This window comes from Methylobacterium sp. J-026 (genome assembly GCF_022829585.1).
GTDB lineage: Bacteria > Pseudomonadota > Alphaproteobacteria > Rhizobiales > Beijerinckiaceae > Methylobacterium.
Genome location: NZ_JAKSYC010000110.1, coordinates 17,059 through 35,755 on the forward strand (window position 1 = coordinate 17,059; position 18,697 = coordinate 35,755).

At 66.8% G+C, this 18,697-nt stretch carries 17 protein-coding genes; 8 read left to right on the forward strand and 9 right to left on the reverse strand.

Annotated elements, in window-relative coordinates:
- The first annotated feature begins 473 nt into the window (after positions 1-473).
- On the forward strand, positions 474-1,349 hold the full coding sequence (locus MKK69_RS10460) for an SDR family oxidoreductase (protein ID WP_243967735.1): 876 nt from the start codon (positions 474-476) through the stop codon (positions 1,347-1,349).
- A 180-nt stretch (positions 1,350-1,529) separates the two neighbouring features.
- Here MKK69_RS10460 and MKK69_RS10465 read toward each other — a convergent pair whose 3' ends face one another.
- The 4 genes from MKK69_RS10465 to MKK69_RS10480 all read right to left on the reverse strand — a co-directional run bounded on the left by MKK69_RS10465 (position 1,530) and on the right by MKK69_RS10480 (position 7,286).
- Complete coding sequence (locus MKK69_RS10465) at positions 1,530-3,671, reverse strand: hypothetical protein (protein WP_243967736.1); 2,142 nt, start codon at positions 3,669-3,671, stop codon at positions 1,530-1,532.
- Positions 3,672-3,813: 142 nt separating this feature from the next.
- Complete coding sequence (locus MKK69_RS10470; RefSeq protein ID WP_243967737.1) at positions 3,814-4,938, reverse strand: DegT/DnrJ/EryC1/StrS family aminotransferase; 1,125 nt, start codon at positions 4,936-4,938, stop codon at positions 3,814-3,816.
- Positions 4,939-4,998: 60 nt separating this feature from the next.
- Entirely contained in the window at positions 4,999-6,105 is a 1,107-nt protein-coding gene (locus tag MKK69_RS10475; RefSeq protein WP_243967738.1) for an ATP-grasp domain-containing protein, read from the reverse strand.
- A 125-nt stretch (positions 6,106-6,230) separates the two neighbouring features.
- Positions 6,231-7,286, reverse strand: a complete 1,056-nt coding sequence (locus MKK69_RS10480) for a Gfo/Idh/MocA family oxidoreductase (RefSeq protein ID WP_279598300.1) — start codon at positions 7,284-7,286, stop codon at positions 6,231-6,233.
- Positions 7,287-8,239: 953 nt separating this feature from the next.
- Here MKK69_RS10480 and dusA point away from each other — a divergent pair.
- On the forward strand, positions 8,240-9,259 hold the full coding sequence (dusA, locus tag MKK69_RS10485) for a tRNA dihydrouridine(20/20a) synthase DusA (protein ID WP_409564795.1): 1,020 nt from the start codon (positions 8,240-8,242) through the stop codon (positions 9,257-9,259).
- Positions 9,260-9,271: 12 nt separating this feature from the next.
- Here dusA and MKK69_RS10490 read toward each other — a convergent pair whose 3' ends face one another.
- The 3 genes from MKK69_RS10490 to cobS all read right to left on the reverse strand — a co-directional run bounded on the left by MKK69_RS10490 (position 9,272) and on the right by cobS (position 11,062).
- Positions 9,272-9,964, reverse strand: a complete 693-nt coding sequence (locus MKK69_RS10490) for a TIGR02281 family clan AA aspartic protease (RefSeq protein WP_243967740.1) — start codon at positions 9,962-9,964, stop codon at positions 9,272-9,274.
- Complete coding sequence (locus MKK69_RS10495) at positions 9,961-10,173, reverse strand: DUF1289 domain-containing protein (protein WP_243967781.1); 213 nt, start codon at positions 10,171-10,173, stop codon at positions 9,961-9,963. Before MKK69_RS10495 ends, MKK69_RS10490 begins: the two co-directional genes overlap by 4 nt.
- A gap of 64 nt (positions 10,174-10,237) precedes the next feature.
- Entirely contained in the window at positions 10,238-11,062 is an 825-nt protein-coding gene (cobS, locus tag MKK69_RS10500; RefSeq protein ID WP_243967741.1) for an adenosylcobinamide-GDP ribazoletransferase, read from the reverse strand.
- A 99-nt stretch (positions 11,063-11,161) separates the two neighbouring features.
- On the opposite strand from cobS, the gene cobT reads away from it, so the two are divergent.
- Positions 11,162-12,193 (forward strand): nicotinate-nucleotide--dimethylbenzimidazole phosphoribosyltransferase, encoded by a 1,032-nt coding sequence (gene cobT, locus MKK69_RS10505; protein WP_243967742.1) that lies wholly within the window; start codon positions 11,162-11,164, stop codon positions 12,191-12,193.
- Positions 12,194-12,371: 178 nt separating this feature from the next.
- On the opposite strand, the gene MKK69_RS10510 is transcribed toward cobT, so the two are convergent.
- Complete coding sequence (locus MKK69_RS10510) at positions 12,372-13,964, reverse strand: ABC transporter substrate-binding protein (protein ID WP_243967743.1); 1,593 nt, start codon at positions 13,962-13,964, stop codon at positions 12,372-12,374.
- A 116-nt stretch (positions 13,965-14,080) separates the two neighbouring features.
- On the opposite strand from MKK69_RS10510, the gene MKK69_RS10515 reads away from it, so the two are divergent.
- From MKK69_RS10515 to queC, 4 genes are all read left to right on the forward strand, one after another.
- Complete coding sequence (locus MKK69_RS10515) at positions 14,081-14,737, forward strand: GntR family transcriptional regulator (RefSeq protein ID WP_243967744.1); 657 nt, start codon at positions 14,081-14,083, stop codon at positions 14,735-14,737.
- Positions 14,738-14,860: 123 nt separating this feature from the next.
- On the forward strand, positions 14,861-15,814 hold the full coding sequence (locus tag MKK69_RS10520; RefSeq protein WP_243967746.1) for a dihydrodipicolinate synthase family protein: 954 nt from the start codon (positions 14,861-14,863) through the stop codon (positions 15,812-15,814).
- A gap of 133 nt (positions 15,815-15,947) precedes the next feature.
- A complete protein-coding gene (gene queD / locus MKK69_RS10525; protein ID WP_243967747.1) occupies positions 15,948-16,304 on the forward strand; it encodes a 6-carboxytetrahydropterin synthase QueD in 357 nt (118 codons plus the stop codon).
- Positions 16,294-17,013 carry a 7-cyano-7-deazaguanine synthase QueC gene (gene queC, locus MKK69_RS10530; protein WP_243967748.1) on the forward strand — a complete coding sequence of 240 codons (720 nt, stop codon included), beginning with the start codon at positions 16,294-16,296 and terminating at the stop codon, positions 17,011-17,013. Before queD ends, queC begins: the two co-directional genes overlap by 11 nt.
- Here the strand turns inward: queC and MKK69_RS10535 are convergent.
- The gene (locus tag MKK69_RS10535; protein WP_243967782.1) at positions 17,000-17,566 is read right to left on the reverse strand and encodes a TetR/AcrR family transcriptional regulator; all 567 of its coding nucleotides are present in this window, start codon (positions 17,564-17,566) and stop codon (positions 17,000-17,002) included. The genes queC and MKK69_RS10535 overlap by 14 nt on opposite strands.
- Before the next feature lie 126 nt (positions 17,567-17,692).
- Between MKK69_RS10535 and MKK69_RS10540 the strand changes: the two genes are divergently transcribed.
- Positions 17,693-18,667 (forward strand): quinoprotein relay system zinc metallohydrolase 2, encoded by a 975-nt coding sequence (locus tag MKK69_RS10540; protein WP_243967749.1) that lies wholly within the window; start codon positions 17,693-17,695, stop codon positions 18,665-18,667.
- Positions 18,668-18,697: the final 30 nt, after the last annotated feature.

Below are 18,697 nucleotides of genomic sequence, written 5' to 3' on the forward strand. Positions count from 1 at the left end.
CCGCAGCCCGTCACGGGAAACCCGCGAGCAGGAGCGCGAGCACGAGGACCGTGAGTCCGACGGCGATCAGTGCGGCGGCGGTGCGGTCGATCCCCGACCGGCGCCGGCCGGGTTGTCCGATCCGGATCACGTGCCGCACATCCCGGCGGCATCCCGCACCGGGCTCACTGCAGCAGGCCCCAGAGGCCCGTGGCGAGGCCGAAGGTGAGCGAGAGCATCGCTGCGCCGAGCAGGACACGATCGATCACGCGGGCGGCGCGATCCTCCGGCTGGAATTCAGTCATCGTGGCGTCTCCTCCGCGCCGAGACTGACGGGCGCCTGTTGCTGCGCTGTGTCGATGCGCCGTCTGGGCCGGGTTCCGTGTCGTCGCGCCGGACAGGCACATCCCGCAGCCGCGGGCGCGGAGGTGCCGCAGGGCCGGAACACCCCGGAGGCTTCCTGGTTGGACCGGCATTCCAAACGGAGACGACGCGTGACCACCGACCCGCTGCACAAGTACCCCCGCCCGCCCTTCGAGGCGCAGCCGCAGAGCTTCCCCGGCAAGACCGGCCGCATGGCCCCGGAACCCGATCACGGCGAGGCGAGCTATGCGGGTTCGGGCAAGCTCACCGGCAAGGCGGCGCTGATCACCGGCGGCGACAGCGGCATCGGCCGCGCGGTCGCCATCGCGTTCGCCCGGGAGGGCGCGGACGTCGCTATCTCCTACCTGCCGGAGGAGCAGGCGGATGCGGAGGCGGTGGGCCAGTGGATCGAGAAGGCGGGCCGGCGCGCGCTGCTCCTGCCGGGCGACCTCAAGGATCCCGCCTACGGGCGCCAGATCGTCGCCCGCACCGTGGAGAGTTTCGGGCGCCTCGACGTGCTGGTCAACAACGGCGCGTTCCAGCAGCCGAACCAGGGTCTCGACGCCATCGACGACAGCATCTTCGAGAATCACTTCCGCACGAACGTGTTCGGACCGTTCTACGTGACCAAAGCGGCGCTCGCCCATCTGAAACCCGGCAGCTCGGTGATCTTCACCTCGTCGGTCAACTCGAAGCACCCGATGCCGTCGCTCATGGCCTACAGCGCCACCAAGGGCGCCCTGAGCAACATGGTGCTCAGCCTGGCACAGCTGCTCGCCGAGAAGGGCGTGCGCGTGAACGGCGTGCTGCCCGGGCCGATCTGGACGCCGTTCATCCCGTCCGGCATGAGCCAGGATGCGGTGACCTCGTTCGGCAGCCAGGTGCCGTTCGGTCGCCCCGGCCAGCCGGCCGAGCTCGCCTCGGCCTACGTGATGCTGGCCTCGGACGAGAGCAGCTATACGTCGGGCGCGCTCATCACGGTGGCGGGGGCGATGCCGGTGCTCTGACAGCGCCCCTCGATCGCGCGCGGGAGACCCGGTCGCGGCGAACCATCCGCGACCGGGTCGGGGCGCCGCCGCGGCCGGAACGGCACGCGGGTCTCCCCGTGCGCGCCCGAACGACCGGACGCCACGGTGCGGCGTGGGTGACCCGGCACCTGCGACAGCGGCCGCCTCGAGCCGCCGCGATCAGACCATCCGCCGAGGAAAGATCTCGAACTTCCGTTCGGCCAGCATGCTCACCCGTCGCTCATAATCTTCCAAGCTGTAGAGCTTGTCGTATTCGGCGACCAGGGCATGGTTGAGACGATCGTAGGCGGCACAATCCCGCCCTAAGCGCGTCATCAACGGGACGATACCATCGATCAGAGCTTCTGCGCTCTCAAAGAAATTGGGGAACCGCAGAAAATCTTCCGATGGGAAAAACTCCTTGCGAAAGATCGTTATCCCAATACCGCCTTGGAAGATCGGCTGTGCAACGTAGCCATCGAAGCCCTCGCCAAACGAGATCGAGAAGCGACAGCGGGTCGCCAACTCCATGTAATGATCGAAGGGCATGCCGCGCACCTCGATCAGCTGGCAATGCGGGAACGCCTCCCGCACACGCTTCAGACAGCTCGTCTTGTAAATAGCGTCATCGAGCGAGTAGATCATAAGCTCGCTCTTATGCTTTGCCGGAATCTTTCGGTAACCGCGGAGATCCGTATAAGCCGGCAGCAGCAAGGTCGGCAGATTTCGGCGATCGGCTTCCGCCTGGTTGAAGTAGGCGTGATGCGCGACCGATTGACTGAGCTCGTCGGCAAAGCGACGCAACGCCACGAAGGTGCTGGCATCCGGCATGAGTTCGATGTTCTGATTAAGCAAGTTGATATATAATCTTTTCCGCGATGACAGATAGCGTATGACGTCCCCCGAGTATCGATCAATAAATCCTGGTGCAGTATACTCCGGTATATGAATATATAATTCCTCAACGCCCTGACAGTATGTAAGCTGATCGAATCGAAACACATTCTCATCGTTGCGGAAATTTGTCTGTCGCGCATAGGTCGCCCCCTCGAGGTTCGGAGCGGTCATCACGACGACGTCATAGCCGTGCTCCCGCTTCAAGCTCCGAAGAGTCTTCGCGATCGAGAACATCGAGAAGATGCCTCCACTCATGGCATCGTGTTGCGGCACAACCATGACGATGAGCCGCTTTGTTGTCTCAAGATGTAGAGGGAACGTCATATCTTGATAGCGGGCGAAGATCTGATCCGTTGAGAAGCGGTCGATTCCAGGCGCCACCTCAAGGTAAGGTCGCCGTGACTTGGCAACACGTTGCTGGCCATGTTTTACATAATGCAAGAACGGCGCAAGGCCCGATTCGGTTACATCGGCATAAGCTCTCGCGTAGAAAATCGTCGAGAATTCAGCATTCGGATCCCAACCGTCTTTCCACCCGATGAGCATGTAGTGCTCGAACGGATCGAGGCCCACAGTTCGGATCTCTGGATGACATCTCAAGTAAAAATCGGGATCGAAGGCCTCGAACAACTCAGGCAGCCGTTCGGCTTCAGAGAGCCGGTGCGAACTGACATAGTTCTCCTGCTTGCCTTGCAGCATGTAATGCACGAACGGATTGGTGCCGACTTTGAGCCGACTGCGATAAATCTTGAGATAAAACCACGTCGAGAAATTTGGATTCGGATCAAATCCGAGCAACCACCCGATCGTGAGGTAATGTCGAATGGGCTCAATCGAGGTCTCGGACGGATCCAGATAGCTGCGACGGTAAAAATCCGCGTCGAAGCCGGCTTCTAACGCGACGAGCTCCTCATCTGACACGACTAGGCGGGCCGGATATACGCGGTCCATTCCATACCGGATGAGATGAAGCATCGGGTTAAGTGCGGCTGGTTCACCGACCATGTACTGCGCCCGGTACCAGCGCGTCGCGAAGCTCGCGCTGGGGTCGCGTCCCTCAGCTTGACCGTGGAGCAGATAATGCTCTTCCGGACCGAAGTCGGCTTGGCTGACATCCGAGTTTTGTCCCAAGTAGAAATCGCGATCGAAGTAATGCTCGATCTCTTTGACCTGACTTTTAAGGTCGTCAATCGTCGTTTCGCCTCGAAGCGCCGTAAGATAATAAACGAACGGATGCATCCCGTCGGGAATTGCATCTTTGTGCGCCTTCATATGGGCGGCAGTCGAGAACCCGGAATTTGGATCTCGCAACTCGGAAGCGCCGTTTTGAAGGAAATGCGTGAACGGATCCAACCCGGATTTCTTGACATCCGGATTTTTTATTAAGTAGAAATAGGGATCGAAATTCTTCTTCACGAGCTCCATGACGTCAGGATCGAGCGATCTCAAGTCATAATTCGACGCTGAACCGCGCATAAATTACCTCGCATGAACGATGATGTACGACAGGCGCTCCGTGAAACCTGCCGTTACACCCTGCGGCCTCCACGATAGCCGCCGTGTTGGCCTATCGCGCATGCCTGTCGATGATGGATCGCACCAAGTGAGCGATACTGCGCGCCGTTCCATCTGCCAGATCACCGTAGAAAGGCAAGCAGAGAACGTCCTGGGCTGCCTTCCTGGCCTCCGGTAGACTGTCGAGGGGAGCGAGGTGGCGATAGGGTTTGAAATCGGCGATGAGCGGGTAGAAATATCTGCGACTGAATACATTAAATCTTTTAAGTTCGTGATATATCACATCTCGGAATTGCTCAATCCTGATCGGAAAATACTGATAAGATCCGCCGACGCAGGCGGGATAATCCGGGATGTGGACCTGCCGCACGGGCGATAGCTCTTCGGTGTAAATCGCCCTGACATCCCGGCGCCGGGACAATTCCTGCTGGTAGGTTCGGAGATTCAACAGCCCGAAGAGAGCATGGACTTCGCTCATTTTGCCGTTCAAGCCGACGCTATCCACGGTATCTTCGTCTATGATGCCGAAATTCCGGTAGTTTTTAAGACGGTCGTAGCGCTCTAGTGAACCGGTGCTCACCGCTCCACCCTCGATCGTGTTGAAGAGTTTTGTGGCGTGGAAAGAAAACACGCTTGCGTCACCGAAATCGGCGATGGATCGACCGCCGACTGTCGCGGCGAAGGCATGCGCCGCGTCGTAGATGAGCCGAAGGTCATGCTCCGCGGCGATGGCGGCAAGTTCATCGAGCCGGCACGGGAATCCGTAAACGTGCACGGCCAGGATGCAGCGGGTGCGATCCGTGATCTTCTTGCGAACTTCGACAGGATCGAGGGTCAGGTGTTCCGGTTCGATATCGGCGAAGACCGGCTGCAACCCGACGGCCTTGATGGAATGGGTGGTGGCTGCAAAGGAGAACGGAGTCGTGATGACTTCAGAGCCGGGCGGCAGGTCAAGCGCCTGCAACGCAGCCATCAGCGCGATCGTGCCGTTATTGTACAAGACTAAATTATGGCCGCCCAGCACGGCGCGCAGTTCGAGTTCCAATTCCTGATGCATGGGGCCCATATTCGTAACGTTTCCGCTCTGATAGACGCGCTCCATCCCCGAGGACAGTTGCGACAGAGGCGGCAACATCGGCTTGGTTATGAAGATGGGATGCGAGAATGCCGGCATCATTTGAATTTGACCGTTGAAATTGTGTGCAAGCCGAATACTTAATTATACGCAAGCACATCCCTAATCATACCCCTCCTTTGGAAGTTGATCCTCCGTCGTCGGACAATCTTCGTAGATCTCGCGGCTCAAAAAGGACTCGTAGAGATCGTTTGCGGCCTCGGCAGAAGTCGTTTCGAGGAAGAGGACGCCAGATCTGGCCTTCTGATCCGGAAGAAGGGCCTCGCCCATTCGCTGGATCGGATAAAAGGCGCGGAGCGGCAGCGGATGCTTCAATTCCAAGCCGGAATTGATGCCGCTTCGAGTCGACGTGACCGTATGCCGGACGACGAAACGGTCGAGATCCGAGGAGCCCGTCACTGTCTCCCCGATGAAGTAGGACGCATAGCGGGCTGCGTAGGGGAAACCTGTCGCGTATTCGATCAGGAGCGCGTAGAGATCGCCGGGGCAGCGGCGGGTCGCCTCGATGAGGTACGGCTGCCCGTCCCGCAGGACGAACTGGATGTGGAGAAGCCCGTCCTTCAGGTCGAGGTACTCGCTGATCCGGTGGACATAGGCGGCGAAAGCCGATGCCAGCGCCGCGGGCATGTCCCGGACGACGAAGCTCGTGTCGACGGCAAAACGGTTGGCGGAGGAACCTTCCTGGACGAAAAAAGCCTGCGTGGCCTCAAACTGCTCCACGAAAACTGTGTAGCTGTAGAGCGGACCGGCGATAAACTCCTCGACGAGGATCGAGGCGGTCGGGCTCGTCCCGGTCGCCGCACGACGGGCGGCGGCGAAATCTCCAAGATTGTTGCCGTCGAAGATCGTGATACCGCGCCCGCTGAAAGAATCGGCCGGCTTGCAGATGAAAAGACCGGCGCGGGGAAATGCGGTCTCAGGCACCACGGGGGGCGCTGGTAAGCCAAGTTCGCGGCAGAGTTCGCGAAACTTCCTCTTGTCGCTCAGGACGTCGATCACGGACGGCGGATCGATATGGGGGGAGACAGCGGTGGCGGCCGCGGCCGCGAGCGAGACATCCGTGCATCCCGGAACGACGAGTCCGCAATGGTGTTCGCGGAGCCAGATCTTCACGGCCTCCAGTTGGCTATAGTCCTGCTGCACCCAACGGGCCCCGGCCTTCCTGGCCAGGATGTCATCTGCGCGCGAGCCCATGACCCAGAGGTCCATGCCCCTATGAGCAAGGTAATCGTATATGGGCAGCGCGGAGAACGCCGGATCCAGCAAGAGTACCGGTCTCATAATCCAAGTTTCCGTTCTGCAGTGCTCGGGAGCACTGATAGATCTGGGTACATTTAGTGCGGCACAACGACGGTCCGGCCGTCCTTCGCGGCCCGTAGGATCGCGTCCAGCACCACCATGTTGTTGTAGCCATCCCGTGCAGACACGAGCGGCGTGGCCCGACCGCGGATCACGTCGATGAAATGGGCGATCTGGCGCTCCAGCGGGTCGGCCCGGTCGGTCTCGAGTTCGCGGCTCTCGAAGGGTCGCCACCAGGATGGTGCTTCGGCACTCGAATAAAGTCTTGCCTTCATACTTTGGAAATCGAGCGATCCATTTGTACCCGCCAGATGGTAGGCATATTCATCCTCATAGTATGGATATGCTGTATTCTCGCCGCTGGTCATCTCCCAACTCTTGCTGCTGGCTGCGACATCCGAGAGGATGAAAGTGCCGAGGCATCCGTTGTGGAAGCGCAGCCCCACCGCGAGGGTGTCCTCAACGGGGAACCCCCGCACGGCATTGCTGGCGAGCGCGACAACACGCTCCACCTCGCCGCATAGCGACCGCATGATGCCGATCTCGTGGATCAGATTGATGAGGGCCGGCCCCCCGCCCGGCCTGCTTCGCCAAGGTCCGTCCGCGAAATATTCGGTGGGCTTGTAGAACTGGGCCGAGCCCTGGACGGTCACCAGCCGGCCGAATTCCGGCGCCTGGACGAACGCGCGGGCCCGCTGCAGCAACGGGCTGTGCGCCCGGTGATGTCCAGTCATCACCGGCACGCCGCTTTTCTCCGACGCCTCCACGATCGCCTGTGCGGTGACGAGGTCATCGGATAGCGGCTTCTCCACCAGCGTCGGCAGACCGGCTGCGATGCAGGCAAGCGCCTGCGGGCCGTGGTTCCCGTTGGGTGAACTGATGATCGCACCATCGAAGCGGGAGCCCGCCAGCGCGTCTTCGATGGTGGTGTGGAAACTGGCCCCGATGCCCTCGGCGGCGTCGCGGTGGCCGTTCCTGTCCGGAGCGACGATCGCGGCCAGGACGCAATCGTCCCGCTCGCGGATTCGCGCCGCATGGACGAGGCCGATCAAGCCAGGGCCGGATAGGAGCAATCTGAGCGGTTGATGCATGCGATCGACCCCGCCGCCGTTACGCTGAAGGGGTGTGCTTAGCTTCAAAAATCGTCGCTCTGTCAAGTTAAGCCGAGAAAACCAAGGGTTGTTATAACAACCAATCAAGTAAACTTTGGTTTTTTTGAAGCAAATATTCCATTTGTATTATTTCATTACGCAGGTAGATTTTTATAATAGGCAATTTTGTATCTTATTTTTCCGCGTCTCAAAAATTTCATACAATCTCTGTTTCACATTAGAGATTTTTTGATGTTCAATTCGTTTTTTTCAATTTGTAAAACATGTCTTTGGCGTTCAGTTATTTGGATTTCGCCTTCGCTGAAAAAGTATCCTATGTTTCGTTGAGGGATCGAATTATATCACCAGCCATCGAGCGTGAGGGAATGTGCAGGTTGATCGGTGCCCTCGACGGGCGACGGCCCGTCTGCGCGTCGATCACGCCGATGCGAATGCCCCGATCGCGGCGGTGGCCGTGTCGACACCGCCGCGATCGGCGGCTTGAATGGCCAGCTCGGCGTCGGGGCTTTGCCCTGGCCGACCGGCCCGCCCGGGGGAGGGGGGTGACGGGCTCCGGGGCTGAACCGGCGGTCGCTTCGGGGGCGCGCGTTCTGATGGATCCCGGCCGGTTCGACGCGCGCCGCCGTCACGGAGGCAGGCTTTCATCCGGCGGGCGGTGATTGCGGGCCGGTCAAGACGCTGGCGCGCAGGGCCGGCCGCAGGGGCCCGGGAGAAGATACAGGGTGTCTCCTCGACGCGCCGGCCGCAGGCCCGCTTCCGCGACGAGCCGCCCCCCGCTCTTTTGAGGACTATCCGGGCATGATAACCCAACGCCCGGATCTCACGCGCGGGCGTCCCATCGCGGCGCGGCACGCACAACACGGGTGGATGGCGATCCATCCGAGGCCCGATGGCGCACGGTGAGGCGCGGGACATGACGAAAGCGACAGCACGTGATTGCCGCCCCGAAAGACCCTGACCCTCTCGCCGGCTGGCGCTTCTCCGTCGCCCCGATGATGCACTGGACGGATCGCCACTGTCGGGCGTTCCACAGGACGCTCTCGGCGCACGCGCGGCTCTACACCGAGATGGTGACAACGGGGGCGGTGCTGCACGGTCCGCGTGAGCGCCTGCTCGGCTTCTCGGAGGTCGAGCACCCGGTCGCCGTCCAGCTCGGCGGCTCGGACCCGGCAGAGCTGGCGCGGGCCGCGCGGATCGCTGCGGAATTCGGCTACGACGAGGTCAACCTCAATGTCGGCTGCCCCTCGGACCGGGTGCAGGACGGCCGCTTCGGCGCCTGCCTCATGCGCGAGCCGGCCCTGGTCGCCGACTGCGTGGCCGCCATGAAGGCGGCGGTCGCCGTGCCAGTGACGGTCAAGTGCCGCATCGGGGTCGACGATCAGGATCCCGAGGCGGCCCTCGACGCCCTGGCCGACGCGGTGGTGGCCGCGGGCGTCGACGGGGTGATCGTCCATGCCCGCAAGGCCTGGCTCCAGGGCCTCTCACCCAAGGAGAACCGGGACGTGCCGCCGCTCGATTACGGCCGGGCGGCACGGCTGAAGCAGCGTCTGCCGAGCCTGCCGCTCGCGGTGAATGGCGGCCTGCGCGATCTCGACGCCGCCCAAGCCCGCCTCGCCGAGGTCGACGGCGTCATGGTCGGCCGCGCCGCCTATGCCGAGCCGGCCCTGCTTCTGGGCGTAGATCCCGCGCTGTTCGGAACCCCCGCACCGGCCCCCGACGCCTTCGCGGCGGTCGAGGCGTTCGAGCCGTATATCGCCGCGATCCTGGCCGGCGGGGAGCGCCTCCACGCGGTGACCCGGCACATGCTCGGGCTGTTCAACGGCCGGCCCGGCGCCCGGGCCTACCGGCGCCACCTCTCGACCCACGGGCTGCGGCCCGAGGCCGGGCTTTCGACCCTGCGCGAGGCCGTGGCGCTGGTCTCCCGGGAGGTGCCCACGGCGCGGGCGGCCTGAGCCGAAGGCCCGTCAGGGCGGGCTCAGGATCAGGCGGTCGCCACGGACCGCATAGCCCGACAGGCGTTGCAGGAAGCTCTGTCCGAGTAGATTGGCCGACAGCGCGCCGGGCTTGACCACCATGGCGTTCAGCCGCCGCTCCGTGATCGGGCCGATGCTGAGCGAGTCGAGCTGGACCGGCGCCGCGTAGGCGATGCCGTTGGCCGTGGACACGCGCGCCGTGAACGCCGCGGCGGCGGGTGCGAGGCCGAGGGCGGCGGCGTTCTCGGCGGTCAGGACGACGCTGCTCGCGCCCGTATCGAACAGGAACGCTTGCGGTCGGCCGTTCACCTCGGCCTCGACCCGGAATTCGCCATCCGCCCGCCGGACGATCGTGACGGCACCGTCAGGGCCCGGGATCGCGGTTCCGGGCCGCACCGCACCGACCACCCGGGCGCCGAGGCCCCGGATCCGATCCCGCTCGCCGTAGCCGATGATCAGGGCGAGGCCGATCAGCGCCCAGGCCAGGAGCGCGCGCAGGTTCGCGCCGAGCGAGGCGGTGAACGTCCGCCAGAACCCGGCCACCACCAGGATGAGGATCATCCCGGTCCAGGCGAAGCTCGCGAGCTGGTCCTGCCCGATCAGGCCGCCGACGCTGTCGCTGCCGTCGCTGAGCACGAGGGCGGCGAGGACCAGCGCGAGGGCGGCGAGCCCGATCAGGATCATGACGGCAGCGCCACCTCCGGCGGCGTCAGGTGGGCCGCGCGCATCCGGGCGCCGAGCCCGGCCATGACGGTGCGGCGCTGCGGCTCCGACATCCTGCCCCAGGCGGCGATCTCGTCGCGGGTCCGGCCGCAGCCGCGGCACAGCCCGGTGACGGGTTCGAGCACGCAGACCCCGGTGCAGGGGGAGGAGGGTTTTTGCGCGGGCGGCATCCGAAAACCCTGGCCGGCGGATCGTGGCCAGGTCATGACCGATCAGGGCGCCGCGGCCGGGGCGTCACCCCGCCGCCGCCGCGACCAGGGCCAGCAGGGCGGCGATCTCGGAGACCTGCTGGCAGGCGCCGATCACGTCCCCGGTCTGGCCGCCGATCTTTTGCCGCGCCAGCCGCGTCAGGCCCAGGGCCGCGAGGCCCGCGCACGGGATCATCAGCGCGACGCCGCCGAAGGGCAGGCCGAGCGGAACGGCGGCGAGCGCCAGACCCGCGCCGAGGCCGAGGGCGGTGGCGAGGCTCGCCCGATCCGGGCGTCCGACCGAGGCGGAGAGCCCCCCCGGGCGTGCGGGCTCCAGCAGCACCATCGGGGCCAGGGCGGCGACCCGCGACACAGCGGCGGCGAGCCCGAGCGCGGTGGCGGCCGCGTAGCCGGTGCGGTCGAGGAGCGTCGCCAGGGCGCCGATGCGCAGGGCCAACGCCAGCACCAGCGCCGCCCCGCCATAGGCGCCGATGCGGCTGTCGCGCATGATCTCCAGGCGACGCTCCCGGGTCGTGCCGCCGCCGAAACCGTCCGCCACGTCGGCGAGGCCGTCCTCGTGGAGGGCCCCCGTGGCCACCACCAGGACCGCGACGGCAAGCGTCGCCGCCAGGAACGGCCCGAGCCCGATCCACCAACCCGCCGCCAGCACCAGGGCGGCCGGCAGGGCGACGATCACGCCGGCCAGGGGCAGCATCCGCGGCAGGCGGGTGAAATCCGGACTGCGATGCGGATCCGGCTCCCCGGGCAGTTGCGGCACGGGCAGGCGGGAGTAGAACCGCACGCACCCGGCGAGGTCGTACAGGGCGCCGCGCCCGGGCCAGTCGGCCTCGCCGCCGGTCTGCCTGTCCATCGCGGTCTCCCGCACCGCCCGCCGGTGGCGCGGGCCGGCCCGGTATACCCGCCCCGATCCGGCTCCGTCTGCCCGCGCCCACAGGAAATCATCGCCGCCATGACCGAGGCAAGCCCGTTCGACGATATCCGCAACCTGCTGCGGGCGATGCCCGGACCCGACCAGGAGGCGCAGGACGCCGTCGCCGCAAGGGACGCCACCCTGACCAAACCCGCGGGCTCCCTCGGGCGCCTGGAGAGCCTCGTGTCCTGGCTGGCAGCCTGGCAGGGCAAGGCGCCGCCGAGCCTCGATCGCCCCCTGGTCTGCGTCTTCGCCGGCAGCCACGGGGTGACGCGGCGGGGCGTCTCGGCCTTCCCGGACGCGGTCAACCGGCAGATGCTCGACAATTTCGCGGCGGGCGGAGCCGCGATCAACCAGATCTGTGCGGCCTACGGGCTCGGCTTCAAGGTGTTCGACCTCGCCCTCGACCTGCCGACCGGCGACATCACCGAAGGGCCGGCCCTCGACGAGCGCGCCACCGTCGCCACCATGGCGTTCGGCATGGAGGCGGTGGCCGCGGGCACCGACTGCCTCGGCATCGGCGAGATGGGCATCGGCAACACCACGGTGGCCGCCGCCCTCTATGCCGCCCTGTTCGGCGGCGATCCCGCCCACTGGGTCGGGCACGGCACGGGCGTGGACCGGGAGGGCTTAAGCCGGAAGGTCGCGGCCGTGGAGGCGGCGCTCGCCCACCATGCCGGCCATCTCGGCGATCCGCTCCAGATGCTCGCCCGCCTCGGCGGCCGGGAGATCGCCGCCATGGTGGGGGCGATCCTGGCAGCCCGGCTGCAGCGGATCCCGGTGGTGATCGACGGCTACGTGGCGACCGCCGCGGCGGCCGTGCTGCACGCCGCCGACCCGTCCGCCCTCGACCATTGCCTCGCCGGCCACGTCTCGGCGGAGGGCGTCCATGCGGAGGTTCTGGAGCGGCTCGGCCTCGTGCCGCTGCTGGCGCTCGGCATGCGGCTCGGCGAGGCCTCCGGCGCCGCCATGGCGATGGGCATGCTCAAGGGGGCGCTGGCCTGCCACACCGGCATGGCGACCTTCGCGCAAGCGGGGGTGTCCGGGAAGGGGGCGGCTCCCACGGGCTGACGCGTCGGGGTTTCACCCCGACACCCCACCAAAGGGACACGGCCCTTTGGAATCCCCGATCATACCGACGGCCGTAGACACGGACTCTTCCAGCGTTCGGCCGTCGGCAAGCGCGAACGCGCGTCGCCGCTCATCCGGCGGTTCGCCCACGAGGCGTCAGCCTCATGGGCGACTGGTATCAGCCAGTCTTCTCGATGTTCCAGAAGAACTGGACGGGGGCCATGACCATGCCCTTGAGCTTCGTGCTGACGGCCATCGGCTGCTGCACGAGCCCCGCCGGGGCGTAGGGGACGACCTCGAAGGCCCGCGCCTCGATGCGTGCGGCCAGCGCCTTCTGCTGCGCCTCGTCCCCCGTGGCGATCCATTCGCTCCGCAGCGATTCCAGCGTCGGGTCGTCCGGCCAGCCGAACCAGGCGGCCGGACCGTTGGCCCGGATCAGCGGGTGCAGGGCCGGGTTCAGCACGTCCGCCCCCGACCACAGGGTGTGGAAGACCGACCAGCCGCCGGCATCGACGGGCCCGCGGTTGCCGCGGCGGGCGATGAAGCTGCCCCAGTCGGTGGAGACCAGGTCGACGTTCATCCCGAGCTGCTTGAGCAGGTCCTGGGTCACCAGCGACTGGTTGTAGGCGATGGGCTGGTCGGCCGGGGCGAGCAGCACGACCGTCTCGCCCTTGTAGCCGGCCTTGGCGAGCATCGCCTTGGCCTTGGCGAGGTCCTCCTGCATGGCGGCGCCCCCGCCGGCGCCGGTCGACATCGGCGAGCCCGGCGTGAAGAAGGTCTTGGCCTCCCGGTAGTAGTCCGGGTCGCCCACCACCGCCTGCATGTAGTCGTCCTGCTTCATGGCCATCATCACGGCCCGGCGGATCTCGGGATTGTTGAACGGCGGCTGCGTGTGGTTGAACCGCATCAGCAGGATCAGCCCGAGCGGCACGTTGCGGATCTCGATCCCCGGCTTGCCCTTGAGCACGGGGATCAGGTCGATCGCCGGCTGCTCGTACCAGTCGACCGCGCCCTGGATCATCGCGCCGACCGCCGCCGAAGCCTCCGTGATCGCCAGCCACTCGATCCGGTCGACCTTGGCGACCTTGCCGCCGGCCGCCCAGGACGGCGCCTCCTCCCGGGGCCGGTAGCCGGCATGGCGGGTGTAGATCGCGTTCTGGCCCGGGATCCATTCCCGCGCCTCGAAGCGCCAGGGCCCGGAGCCCATGGCGTCGGCGATCGGCTTGGACGCGTCCTGGAGCGCGATGCGCTCCGGCATGATGAAGGGCACGTTGGACGACAGCTTGCCCAAAGCCGCCGGGAGCAGGGGGAACGGCCGCTTCAGACTGATGGTGAAGGTCCGCGCGTCCGCCTGGCCGTATTCCGCCACGAAGCCCGCGAGCGTCTGCCCGAACGCGTCCCGCTTGGACCAGCGCGCTATGGACGCGATGCAGTCCTTGGCCTCGACGGGGGTGCCGTCGTGGAAGCTGAGGCCGTCCCGGAGATGGAACGTCCAGCGCAGGCCGTCGGGCGCGGTCTGCCAGTCGCTCACCATCTGCGGCTGGATCCGGAAGTTCTCGTCCGTGGCGAATAACGTGTCGTAGACGAGGTAGCCGTGGTTGCGGATGACGTAGCTCGTGGCGACGATCGGATCGAGGGACGGCAGCGGCGTCGACGGGATGAAGCGCAGCACGCTACCGCCGGGCTGGGCCCGGGCGACGTACGGGCGGCCGAGGCTGGCGGCGGCCGCGCAGGCGGTCCCAGCCAGAAGCTGGCGGCGGTCGAGCGTCATCGCGGGCACCCTTTCCGGATCGAGCCCCGACGCCCGATCGATTTTATACAATTTCAACACCCAAGTGCTGCCGTCAAGGGTCCCGCGGCGCTTCCGGGACGGATGGGGAGCGAACCATGAAGAACCGGACCATCGCAAGTTCGATCGGGTTCGAGATCCGGCGGCGCATCCTCGATGGGCGCTATCCGGCCGGGTCGCAGCTGCGCCAGGACGGCCTCGCGTCGGAGTTCGGCGCCAGCCGGATCCCGGTCCGGGAAGCCCTGTTTCAGCTCGAGGCTGAGGGCCTCGTGCGGATCCACCCGCACCGGGGTGCGACGGTGGCCCCGCTCTCGCCGGCGGACGCGGCCGAAGCCCTCGAACTCCGGGGCGTTCTCGAACCACGCCTCCTCGCCCTGTCGACGCCCCGGCTGACCGGGGACGACTTCGATCGGGCGGACGCCCTGCTGGAGGACTACGCGGCGGCGCTGCGCGACGGGGCGACCGCGCGCTGGGGCACCCTCAACACGGAGTTGCACCTGCTCCTGTACAGCCGGGCCGACCGCCCCCGCACCCTCGGGATCGTCGGCGCGCTGCTGGCGGAGTGCGACCGCTACACGCGCCTGCAGCTCTCCACCGATGCGGCGGAGCTGGAGCGGGCGGACCGCGAGCATCGGGAGATCGTCCGGCTGTGCCGGAACGGTCACGCCTCGGCCGCCTGCGCCCTCCTGGCCGACCATATCGACCACGTCGCCGCCTCGCTGATGGCCTTTCTGGGCACGGCGCCAACGCCATAGATCCCGCGGTTGATTGTATAAAATCCTTGCCCGAATCGCCCGCTGCTGCCATGGGGAGACGCGCCGTCCCGCGAGGCCGCCAGGCCGGCGGGGACGATCCCCCTCCCAGCAGACGAGCCGGCGATGGCCTCCGACCGACAGATCTTCTCCGGCACGATCCCAGCCCTGATGACGCCCTGCCGGCCGGACCGCACGCCCGATCTCGACGCCCTCGCCCGGAAGGGGCGGGACCTCGTCGATGCCGGGATGTCGGCGGTGGTCTATTGCGGCTCGATGGGCGATTGGCCGCTGCTGACCGACGCGGAGCGGATGGCGGGCGTCGAGCGGCTTCTGGCGGAAGGCGTCCCGGTGATCGTGGGGACCGGCGCGCAGAACCCGAAGCGGGCAGCGGCGCTCGCCGCCCACGCCAAGGCGGCCGGGGCGCAGGGCCTGATGATCATCCCGCGGGTCCTGTCGCGCGGCAGCTCGGCGGCGGCGCAGGAGGCCCATTTCGCCGGCATCCTGGAGGCGGCCGTCGACCTGCCGTCGGTGATCTACAACAGCCCCTATTACGGCTTCGAGACCCGGGCGGAACTGTTCTTCCGCCTGCGCGACCGGTACCCGCACCTCGTCGGGTTCAAGGAGTTCGGCGGCGCCCAGGCGCTCACCTACGCGGCCGAGCACATCACCGGCCAGGCGCCCGACATCACCCTGATGGTCGGGGTGGATACGCAGGTGGTGCACGGCTACGTCAATTGCGGCGCCCGGGGCGCCATCACGGGCATCGGCAACGTCCTGCCGCGGGAGGTGCTGCACCTCGTCGCCCTGTGCGAGAAGGCGGCCGCCGGCGCCGTCCTGGCCCGGCGGCGGGCGGAGGAGCTCGACGCCGCCCTCGCGATCCTGTCGAGCTTCGACGAGGGGACCGACCTCGTCCTGTACTACAAGCACCTGATGGTGCTGGAGGGGAACGCGGAATACGCGCTCCACTTCAACGCCTCCGACGCGTTGAGCGCCGGACAGCGCTACTACGCGGAGAATCAGTTGCGGATCTTCAAGGCGTGGTACGCGCGGTGGTCGGAGGAGGGCGGCCAGGACTGACCTTCGCCGCAGCGGCCATCCTCGGCCGTCGGGGGCGGGGCGGGGCACGCCCCGGGACACAGCGCCTTTGCGCGGGACGGCCGGTCGGCGCTATTGCGGGTGCGAGATCGGTCCCAGCCCGCGAACCCCGCCCATGAAGATCACCCAAGCCTTCACCTTCGAGGCGGCCCACCGCCTGCCGAACGTGCCCGAGACCCATCGCTGCCACCGGATGCACGGGCATTCCTACCGGGTCGAGCTGACCGTGGCCGGGCCGGTCGATCCCCACACGGGCTGGGTGATCGACTTCTACGAGATCGAGTCGATCTTCGGCCCGCTGCTCGCCCGGCTCGACCACCATTGCCTCAACGAGATCGAGGGCCTGGAGAATCCCACCGCCGAGATCATCGCGGCCTGGATCTGGCATCGCCTGCGACCGGACCTGCCGGGCCTGGCCCGGGTGCGGGTCGCGGAGACCCCGATGTCCTGGGCGGAATACGATGGCGACTGAGACCGTGAGACCGGGTGACCACTCAGCGCTTGTGCTGTTCTCCGGCGGCCAGGATTCGGCGACCTGCCTCGCCTGGGCGCTGGACCGGTTCGACCACGTCGAGACGCTGGGCTTCGACTACGGCCAGCGCCACCGGGTCGAGCTCGACCGCCGGGCCACGCTCCGGGACGGGATGGGTCGCATCGATACGGCCTGGGCCTCACGCCTCGGCGACGACCACACGATCGCCCTCGACGCCCTGGGCAAAATCTCCGAGACGGCGCTGACCCGGGATGCGGCGATCGGTTACGAAGCGTCGGGCCTGCCCAACACCTTCGTGCCCGGGCGCAACATCGTGTTCCTGACCTTCGCGGCGGCGCTTGCCTACCGGCGGGGCCTGCGCCACGTGGTCGGCGGCATGTGCGAGACCGACTATTCCGGCTATCCCGATTGTCGCGACGACACGATCAAGGCGCTGCAGGTGGCGCTGAACCTCGGCATGGACCGCCGCTTCGTGCTGCACACGCCGCTGATGTGGCTCGACAAGGCGCAGACCTGGAGCCTTGCCGAGACCCTGGGGGGGGCGGCGCTGGTCGACCTGATCGTCGAGGAGAGCCACACCTGCTATCTCGGCGCGCGCGGACAGCGGCATCCCTGGGGCTACGGCTGCGGCACCTGCCCGGCCTGCCAGCTGCGGGCGGCGGGCTACGCGCGCTTCATGGCGTCCTGAGCCCATCGACCAGCACCGCCAGCGTCCCCCGGAAGGCGTCGGGACTCGCGAACAGGCGCTCCATCAGCAGCGCCCCCTCCAGGGTGGCGATGACGTAGCGGGCGAGCGCCGCCGGATCCGCGCCCGCGCGCACGCTTCCCGCCGCTTGGCCCTCCCGCAGGACCGCCTCCAGCCAGGCGAGGTGATCCGCGAAAAAGGCCGCGATGTCCCGGCGGAGGCGCTCGGGCAGGGCCTCGCCCTCGATGGCGAGCGCCGCGCACAGGCAGCCGAGCCCCTGCTCGACCCCGCCGAGATAGAGTTTGCCGTAGGCCTCCACCCGGCCCGGCCCGTCCGGACCGTCGGCGCGGATCACCGCCAGGGCGGCGGCGTAGCGGGCCGCGTAGGCCGCCACCAGGGCGGCCCCGAGATCGACCTTGGTGGGGAAGTGGTGGTGGATGCTCGCCTTGCGGATGCCCACCGCCTCCGCGAGGTCGGCATAGCTGAACCCGGCATAGCCGCGCCCCCGGACCAGGGTCTCGGCCTGCATCAGCAGCTCGGTGCGGGTGTCTCGCATCGCCTGAACCGTCTCGTCCGGCTCGCGCGAACGTGTCACCGTCCGGCGTCCGTTCCCCTGTCTGCCACTTGACCGCCCAAAGATCTACCTACTTAATGGTAGACAACAAGATCAGGAGGATTCGGCATGACGGCGTCCGCCGTCCAACCGTGGAAATCCGTCGTCGCGGGCCGCCGCACCGTATCGCGGCGCGGCGCGCTGTTCGGCGGCCTGTGCCTCTGCTGCCTGCCGACCCTCGGCCGCGCCGCCGAATCTTTTACGATGGCGGAGGTCGGGCCGGGCATCTTCATGCGCAAGGGCCTGATCGCCGACGCCACCGCCGAGAATGCCGACGCCATCGCCAATATTGGCTTCGTCATCGGCCGGGACGGCGTGCTGGTCACCGAATCCGGCGGCAGCCTCGCCGACGGCCAATGGCTGCGCGCCGAGATCGCCAAACGCACCCCCAAGCCGATCACCCACGTGGTGCTGACCCATGTCCACCCGGACCATGTCTTCGGGGCGGGGGCGTTCGTGCAGGACAAGCCGGTCTTCATCGGCCACGCCAAGCTCACCGAGGCGCTCTCGGCCCGGGGGGAATTCTACCGCAAGCGCCTGAGCGATCTCCTCGGCGAAGACCGGACCGGGCCGGTGGTCTACCCGACGATGACCGTAGCCGACACGGCCGAGATCGACCTCGGCGACCGCCGCCTGACCTTCACGGCGCACGGCCCGGCCCACACCACCTCGGACCTGTCGATGATCGACTCGGGCAGCGGCCTGCTGTTTCCCGCCGACCTGCTGTTCGTGAACCGCATCCCCTCCCTCGACGGCAGCCTGAAGGGCTGGCTGAAGGAGGCCGAGCGCCTGAAGGCCATGGGCCCCGCCCGGGCGGTGCCGGGCCACGGGCCGGTGACGGTGGATCTCGCCCCGGCGCTCGCCGACCTCACCGGCTACCTGACGGCGCTGCGCGACGGCACCCGCGCGGCGATCGCCAAGGACGTGTCGATCGAGAAGGCGGTCGACAGCGTCGCGAAGGGTCAACGGGACAAGTGGGCGCTGTTCGACACCTACAACGGCCGCAACGTCACCGTGGCCTACCAAGAACTCGAGTGGGACTAAGTTTCCGGACCGCCCTATCGTAACCAGACG

Bases quoted from the DNA above. Each gene is read 5' to 3' on its own strand.
- MKK69_RS10465 (WP_243967736.1), bottom strand. From the start codon at position 3,671: ATGGAGCTCGTGAAGAAGAATTTCGATCCCTATTTCTACTTAATAAAA.
- MKK69_RS10470 (WP_243967737.1), bottom strand. From the start codon at position 4,938: ATGATGCCGGCATTCTCGCATCCCATCTTCATAACCAAGCCGATGTTG.
- MKK69_RS10475 (WP_243967738.1), bottom strand. From the start codon at position 6,105: ATGGACCTCTGGGTCATGGGCTCGCGCGCAGATGACATCCTGGCCAGG.
- MKK69_RS10480 (WP_279598300.1), bottom strand. From the start codon at position 7,286: ATGCATCAACCGCTCAGATTGCTCCTATCCGGCCCTGGCTTGATCGGC.
- MKK69_RS10490 (WP_243967740.1), bottom strand. From the start codon at position 9,964: ATGATCCTGATCGGGCTCGCCGCCCTCGCGCTGGTCCTCGCCGCCCTC.
- MKK69_RS10495 (WP_243967781.1), bottom strand. From the start codon at position 10,173: ATGCCGCCCGCGCAAAAACCCTCCTCCCCCTGCACCGGGGTCTGCGTG.
- cobS (WP_243967741.1), bottom strand. From the start codon at position 11,062: ATGGACAGGCAGACCGGCGGCGAGGCCGACTGGCCCGGGCGCGGCGCC.
- cobT (WP_243967742.1), top strand. From the start codon at position 11,162: ATGACCGAGGCAAGCCCGTTCGACGATATCCGCAACCTGCTGCGGGCG.
- MKK69_RS10510 (WP_243967743.1), bottom strand. From the start codon at position 13,964: ATGACGCTCGACCGCCGCCAGCTTCTGGCTGGGACCGCCTGCGCGGCC.
- MKK69_RS10515 (WP_243967744.1), top strand. From the start codon at position 14,081: ATGAAGAACCGGACCATCGCAAGTTCGATCGGGTTCGAGATCCGGCGG.
- MKK69_RS10520 (WP_243967746.1), top strand. From the start codon at position 14,861: ATGGCCTCCGACCGACAGATCTTCTCCGGCACGATCCCAGCCCTGATG.
- queD (WP_243967747.1), top strand. From the start codon at position 15,948: ATGAAGATCACCCAAGCCTTCACCTTCGAGGCGGCCCACCGCCTGCCG.
- queC (WP_243967748.1), top strand. From the start codon at position 16,294: ATGGCGACTGAGACCGTGAGACCGGGTGACCACTCAGCGCTTGTGCTG.
- MKK69_RS10535 (WP_243967782.1), bottom strand. From the start codon at position 17,566: ATGCGAGACACCCGCACCGAGCTGCTGATGCAGGCCGAGACCCTGGTC.
- MKK69_RS10540 (WP_243967749.1), top strand. From the start codon at position 17,693: ATGACGGCGTCCGCCGTCCAACCGTGGAAATCCGTCGTCGCGGGCCGC.